This is a genomic window from Pseudomonas sp. (genome assembly GCF_050739995.1).
Lineage (GTDB): Bacteria > Pseudomonadota > Gammaproteobacteria > Pseudomonadales > Pseudomonadaceae > Aquipseudomonas.
In genome coordinates this window covers 1-6,596 of sequence record NZ_JBOICG010000697.1, presented here as the reverse complement: position 1 = coordinate 6,596, position 6,596 = coordinate 1, and the positions used below count along the sequence as shown (strand labels likewise).

The following is a 6,596-nucleotide window of genomic DNA, read 5'->3' as shown; positions in this document are numbered from 1 at the left end:
AACTAGGTATTCATGCTCTGGAAGTGCGCCAACATGCGGTCTGCATTCGGCGCCTCGCCACTGAACAGCTCAAACGCCTTCACTGCCTGAAACACCGCCATGTTGCCGCCATCCAGGGTGCGGCAACCCAAGGCGCGGGCATCACGTAGCAGTTCGGTTTCCAGCGGGAAATACACAATCTCTGCCACCCAGAGTTCTGGCCTTAAAAAGGCGGCGGGCACAGGTGTGCCCGGCAGCTTGGCCATGCCCATTGGCGTGGTGTTCACCAGGCCATCGGCTTCGGCCACGGCGTTCTTTACGTGGTTGCTTACCTGGGCACGGCCCTTTCCGAAGCGCTGTGTGAGGTTATCCACAAGGTCGCGGGCGCGGCTGATATCCACGTCAAAAATACTCAAGTGTTCCACACCTTCCGCGAGCAGCGCATGAGCCACCGCCGCCCCCGCACCGCCAGCGCCCATCTGGACGACACGTTGGCGGGCGACATCACTCAAATTGCGCCGAAAGCCTTCGGCAAACCCTAGGCAATCGGTGTTATGGCCGATGCGCTTGCCATCCTTGAACACCACGGTATTGACTGCGCCAATGCCACGGGCCTCATCGGATAATTCATCGAGCAACGGCAATATTGCCTGCTTGCACGGGTAGGTAATGTTCAGCCCGGTGAAGTGCATCAATTCGGCGGCGTGCAGCAGGTCGGGCAGGGCGTTGGTGTCCAGGTGCAGCGGCGCCAGGTCGATCAGGCGATACAGGTAGCGCAGGCCCTGGGCGTCACCTTCCTGTTCGTGCAGCGCCGGGGTGCGGGAAGCCTGGATGCCCGAGCCGATCAGGCCGGCAAGGATGCGCGGTTTCATCAAGCTCATCCTTTTAACGTATGGCTGAAGTGTTCCAGTGCCAGGTGGTAACCATGGCTGCCGAAACCGGCCAGCACCGCCTTGGCGATGGGGGAAACGAAGGAGTGATGCCGAAACGCCTCGCGGGCATGCACGTTGGACAAGTGCACTTCGATCACCGGTACTTCACTGGCCACCAGTGCGTCGCGAATGGCCACCGAAGTGTGGGTCCAGGCGGCCGGGTTGATCACAATGCCGGCGCAACGGGCGCGGGCGCCGTGGATCCAGTCGAGCAATTCGCCTTCGTGGTTGGTTTGGCGGAACTCGATTTTCAGCCCGAGTTTTTCCGCGCTGCGCCCACACAGCGCGGCGACGTCGGCCAGTGTTTCATGGCCGTAGGTGGCGGGCTCGCGGGTGCCGAGCAGGTTGAGGTTGGGGCCGTTGAGCACCAGCACGATGGGCGGCATGGGAGGGTCTCCACAGTTATTGTTAGTTGTGGAGATAAAATGTACTGAATGGTTAATTTGGTCAATTGATACGGTGGGATGTGTTCGATTATCGAACCCTTCTCGATGTGCAGAACAATTGAAAGCCAATGTGGGAGGGGGCTTGCCCCCTCCCACATTTTTGATTTGCTGTGTTTTGCAGAGTTAGCGCCGGGTCAACAACACGCCGGATTCCATATGGTGTGTCCAAGGGAACTGGTCAAACATGGCGCACTGGGTAATGCGGTGCGTGTCATGCAGTTGCGCAATGTTGGCCGCCAAGGTCTCCGGGTTGCAGGAGATGTACAGGATATTGTCGAAGCGGCGAGTCAGTTCGCAGGTGTCTGGGTCCATGCCGGCGCGAGGCGGGTCGACGAACACGCTACCGAACTCGTAGCTTTTCAGGTCGATGCCCTGCAGACGGCGGAACGGACGCACTTCATTCAGCGCCTCGGTGAGTTCTTCGGCAGACAGGCGCACCAGGGTGACGTTATCCACCGCGTTTTCATCGAGGTTGCTCAACGCCGCGTTCACCGAGGTCTTGCTGATCTCGGTGGCCAGCACTTTGCGCACACGAGTCGCCAACGGCAGCGTGAAGTTGCCGTTGCCGCAGTACAGCTCCAGCAAATCATCCGGGCGATCGCCCAAGGCTTCATACGCCCAGTTGAGCATCTTCTGGTTCACCGTGCCGTTGGGCTGGGTGAAGGCGCCTTCGGGTTGGCGATAGCTGAAGGTACGGCCGCCGACGTCGAGTTTTTCCACGACGTAGTCATGGCCGATCACATCGCGCTTGCCCTTGGAGCGGCCGATGATGCTGACATTCAAGTCGGCAGCGAGCTTATTCGCAGCGGTGTGCCAATGTTCGTCCAGAGGGCGGTGATAGCACAGGGTGATCATCGCATCGCCGGCCAATGTGGTCAGGAACTCCACTTGGAACAGCTTGTGGCTCAGGGCGGCGCTGGCTTGCCAGGCGGCCTTGAGCTGCGGCATCAACTGGTTGATGCGCAGGCTTGCGATGGGGAACTCTTCGATCAGGATCGGTGTGCGTTTGTCGTCCTGGGAGAACATCGCGTAGTGGCGTTCACCGCCTTCGCGCCACAGGCGAAACTCCGCGCGTAGGCGGAAGTGCTGCAGCGGCGAATCGAAGACCTGTGGCTCGGGCGCGTCGAGCGGTGCCAGCAGGTCACGCAAGCGCGTGACCTTGTCTTGCAGTTGAGCGGTGTAGCGTGCGGCGTCAAAAGTCATGCGTTGAACCAGCCCAGCTTGATCACGAACAGGATCGACAGGATCACCAATGCCGGGTTCAGCTCACGGTAGCGGCCCGAAAGCAGCTTGATGGCGGTCCAGGCGATGAAACCGAAGGCGATGCCGTTGGCGATGGAGTAAGTGAAAGGCATCGCCAGGGCAGTGACTACCACCGGCGCTGCAACCGTAATGTCATCCCAGTCGATCTCCGCCAAGCCTTGGGTCATCAACACAGCGACGAACAGCAGCGCTGGCGCAGTGGCGTAGGCCGGTACGCTGGCGGCCAGTGGCGAGAAGAACAGCGCCAGCAGGAACAGGATCGCGACCACGATGGCGGTCAAACCGGTACGGCCACCGGCACTCACGCCGGCGGCGGATTCGATATAGCTGGTGGTGGTCGACGTACCCAGCAGCGAACCGGCCATGGCGGCGGTGCTGTCCGCGATCAGTGCGCGGCCCATTTTCGGCATGTGGCCGTCCTTGCCCATCAGGCCGGCGCGCTTGGCCACGCCAATCAGGGTGCCGGAGTTGTCGAACAGGTCAACGAACAGGAAAGCGAAGATCACGCTGACCAGGCCGATATCCAGCGCGCCCTTGATATCCAGTTGCAGGAATGTCGGGGCGAGGGACGGTGGTACCGAGGTCACGCCGATGAAGGGTGTGAAGCCCAGAACGATGGAAGCAATAGTGACCGCGAGGATGCCGATCAGCACCGCGCCGCGTACCGCGAGGGCTTCCAGTGCAACGATCAGCACAAACCCCAGGGTGGCGAGGATGGGGGCGGGTTGTTTCAGATCGCCCAGGCCGACCATGGTGGCCGGGTTGCTGACCACGATGCCGGCGTTGTGCAGGGCGATCAACGCCAGGAACAGGCCGATACCCGCCGCAATCGCCGAGCGCAGCGGCAGGGGGATGGCGTTGATGATCCACTCACGGATACGGAAGATCGACAGCAGGAAGAACAGCACCGCCGAAATAAACACCGCACCCAGTGCCACTTGCCAGGTATGGCCCATGTGCAGGACCACGGTGTAGGTAAAGAAGGCGTTGAGGCCCATGCCCGGCGCGAGGGCGATCGGGTAGTTGGCGATCAGACCCATGACGGTCGAGCCGATAGCAGCCGCCAGGCAGGTCGCGACGAACACTGCGCCCTTATCCATACCGGTTTCGCCCAGGATGCTCGGGTTCACGAACAGGATGTAGGCCATGGCCAAAAAGGTCGTGATACCCGCGAGAATCTCGGTGCGCACGTTGGTGTTGTGTGCTTTGAGTTGAAACAGCTTTTCCAGCATGCCGGCTCCCTGTGACGCTATCTTGCGTCGTTATTTGTTGACCTCTAAGTCAAAGCACAAACTGCGCCAAGCGCCTGTGGTTTCAGAGAGGATCGGAAAAAGCGGCGCATCATACCAGCAGCCGAGGCCGTGTGCCCTACGGGCTGCATATTCTGAATCATGGCCTTGAGGCATACTGCGTCGACGTTCAAGACAGGGTCGTTAACAGCATGAAAAAAGCCAACGCGTGGAGTCTAGCTCTGATCGCCAGTATCAGCCTGTGGTGGGGCGTGGCACCGGCGTGGGGCGCGACTGCACCGCCCTTGAGCGAGGTGCGGGTGTTCAAGGTCGAGTCGGCGCGTTGCAGCGAGAAAGTCCCGGAGGGCGCCCAGAGCACTGAGATGTGCCAGCACCGTGGCCCGACCAAAATCTCGGTGATGGAAGTCGGCCTGGGCAACAGCCCCATGGGCCGCTTCGATGGCGCGGAGTTGGATGGGCAGCGCACGCCGATATGTCAGGTCGGCAACATCAGCGAGGCGTGCAATGGCGTGGGTACACTGATGGGCTACATCTATGTGTTCGTGGTGAATGTCGAGGCCCAGGGCTGGTTCGAGTTCAGCAACACCTCGATCAATGGCCCGCAGGTGACCTTGAAGACGATGTTCAACATCCGCTGATTCACACCTTCGTTTCTTCCTCTGGCACATGCATCCGGTCACGGTTGGCCAGGGTCGGGAACAGCTTGATCCACACCCCGGTCACCAACAATGTACCGATCCCGCCCATGACCACCGCTGGCACGGTGCCAAACCAGTGGGCGGTGATCCCGGATTCGAACTCACCCAGTTGATTGGATGCGCCGATGAACAGGCCGTTGACGGCACTGACTCGCCCGCGCATTTCATCCGGCGTCTCCAATTGCACGAAGGACGCGCGGATCACCATGCTGATCATGTCTGCCGCGCCCAGTACCACCAGCACCGCCAGGGAAAACCAGAACGAGGTCGACAGGCCGAACGCGATGGTTGCCACGCCGAACACGCCCACCGCAGTGAACATCACGCGGCCTACATGCCGGTCCACCGCGAAGCGCGCCAGCCACAACGACATCAACAACGCGCCCACCGCCGGTGCCGAGCGCAGCAGGCCCAGGCCCCAGGCGCCGGTCAGCAGGATGTCCTTGGCGAACACCGGCAGCAACGCGGTGGCGCCGCCCAACAGCACGGCGAACAGGTCCAGGGAAATGGCGCCGAGGATGTCCGGGCGGCTGCGGATAAAGCGAATTCCGGCCAACAGAGAATCCATGGTGGCTTTGGCTTTGTTCAGCGGCGTCTGGCGGGCGGGCAGGTTCAGGGTCAGCACACAGGCGATCAGGTACAACGCCACAGTCGGGCCATACACCCACACGCTGCCGAATGCATACAGCAAACCGCCAAGGGCCGGCGCGACGATGGTCGCCAACTGTTGGGCCGATTGCGATGAGGCCACGGCGCGGGGGAACAACGCGGTGGGTACGATGCTCGGCAGCAGCGCCTGGGTGGTGGGCATTTCAAAAGAGCGCGCGGCGCCCAACAGGAAGGCGAGGATGAAGATCATCTCGCGGGTCACGTTGCCGGTCAGGCCACCGATGGCCAGGCTCAGGGCAATCAGCGCCTGCACGGTCTGGCAGATGGCGGCCACTTTGCGCCGCTCATAGCGATCGGCCACATGCCCGGTGTGCAGCATGAACAGCACGCGCGGCACGAACTCCACCAGGCCGACCAAACCCAGGTCCAGCACGTTGCCGGTCAGTTGGTAGAGGTTCCAGCCGATGGCCACGGTGAGCATCTGAAAACCGCTGGCGGTAAAGATCCGCGCCAGCCAGAACGCGATGAAAGGACGATGGTGACGCAACAGCAACGCGGGTTCGGTTGGCATCGGGAATTCAGGTCAGGGCCGGAGGATGGGCCGAGATTATCATCAAGCTGTAACAGATGGTTGCAAGAACTGAGCTGAGGCAGTCTGTCACGCGGCAAAAGACCACGCCGTCCTACACCGAAAATGGGACTACTCTTTCAGCAATGCTTGATCCAGATCAAAACCGGCCCCGGGATTGTTCTGGCGGCCTTAGGGCCAGATTCCCTGCGTGGTGGGTTAAAAAAAGAAACGAATTGGAATTCGCCAGACTCCATATCCGTGGGGGCAGTGGGTGCAGGCTCCCGCCAGCAGCCGGTATTACCTGACAGAGGAAGACTTATGTTCGGTTTGGAGGCGCTAGATCTCGCCCGAATTCAATTCGCGTTCACCATCTCGTTTCACATCCTGTTCCCGGCGATCACCATCGGCCTGGCCAGTTACCTCGCGGTGCTGGAAGGCTTGTGGCTCAAGACCCACAACGACACCTACCGTGACCTCTACCATTTCTGGTCGAAGATCTTTGCCGTCAACTTCGGCATGGGCGTTGTTTCCGGGTTGGTCATGGCCTACCAATTCGGCACCAACTGGAGCCGCTTCTCGGACTTCGCCGGCGCCGTGACCGGGCCACTGCTGACGTACGAAGTGCTCACGGCCTTCTTCCTGGAGGCCGGTTTCCTCGGGGTGATGCTGTTCGGCTGGAACAAGGTGGGGCGCAAGCTGCACTTCTTCTCCACCGTGATGGTCGCCGTCGGTACGTTGATCTCCACGTTCTGGATCTTGTCGTCCAACAGCTGGATGCAGACGCCCCAGGGCTTTGAAATCATCGACGGGCGCGTGATCCCGACCGATTGGTTCGCCGTGGTCTTCAA

Annotated in this window: 7 protein-coding genes; 2 read left to right on the top strand and 5 right to left on the bottom strand. The window is 60.8% G+C overall.

Annotation, left to right across the window (positions count from 1 at the left end):
- Positions 1–2: 2 nt before the first annotated feature.
- The 4 genes from ACRESD_RS23505 to ACRESD_RS23490 form a co-directional block, all read right to left on the bottom strand.
- Positions 3–851 (bottom strand): shikimate dehydrogenase, encoded by an 849-nt coding sequence (locus ACRESD_RS23505; RefSeq protein ID WP_431753093.1) that lies wholly within the window; start codon positions 849–851, stop codon positions 3–5.
- Between the two features lie 5 nt (positions 852–856).
- Positions 857–1,297, bottom strand: coding sequence for a type II 3-dehydroquinate dehydratase (gene aroQ / locus ACRESD_RS23500; RefSeq protein WP_017253796.1), 441 nt, complete (start codon positions 1,295–1,297; stop codon positions 857–859).
- 183 nt (positions 1,298–1,480) lie between these two features.
- Positions 1,481–2,560 (bottom strand): tRNA (uridine(54)-C5)-methyltransferase TrmA, encoded by a 1,080-nt coding sequence (trmA, locus tag ACRESD_RS23495; protein ID WP_431753092.1) that lies wholly within the window; start codon positions 2,558–2,560, stop codon positions 1,481–1,483.
- On the bottom strand, positions 2,557–3,852 hold the full coding sequence (locus ACRESD_RS23490) for an NCS2 family permease (protein ID WP_122728019.1): 1,296 nt from the start codon (positions 3,850–3,852) through the stop codon (positions 2,557–2,559). Before ACRESD_RS23490 ends, trmA begins: the two co-directional genes overlap by 4 nt.
- A 209-nt stretch (positions 3,853–4,061) precedes the next feature.
- Between ACRESD_RS23490 and ACRESD_RS23485 the strand changes: the two genes are divergently transcribed.
- The gene (locus ACRESD_RS23485; RefSeq protein ID WP_431753091.1) at positions 4,062–4,508 is read left to right on the top strand and encodes a DUF4879 domain-containing protein; all 447 of its coding nucleotides are present in this window, start codon (positions 4,062–4,064) and stop codon (positions 4,506–4,508) included.
- Between the two features lies 1 nt (position 4,509).
- Here the strand turns inward: ACRESD_RS23485 and ACRESD_RS23480 are convergent, their stop codons facing one another.
- On the bottom strand, positions 4,510–5,748 hold the full coding sequence (locus ACRESD_RS23480; RefSeq protein ID WP_431753090.1) for an MFS transporter: 1,239 nt from the start codon (positions 5,746–5,748) through the stop codon (positions 4,510–4,512).
- 318 nt (positions 5,749–6,066) lie between these two features.
- On the opposite strand from ACRESD_RS23480, the gene ACRESD_RS23475 reads away from it, so the two are divergent.
- Positions 6,067–6,596: cytochrome ubiquinol oxidase subunit I (locus ACRESD_RS23475; protein ID WP_431753089.1), on the top strand; the 530-nt coding region annotated here is incomplete at its 3' end.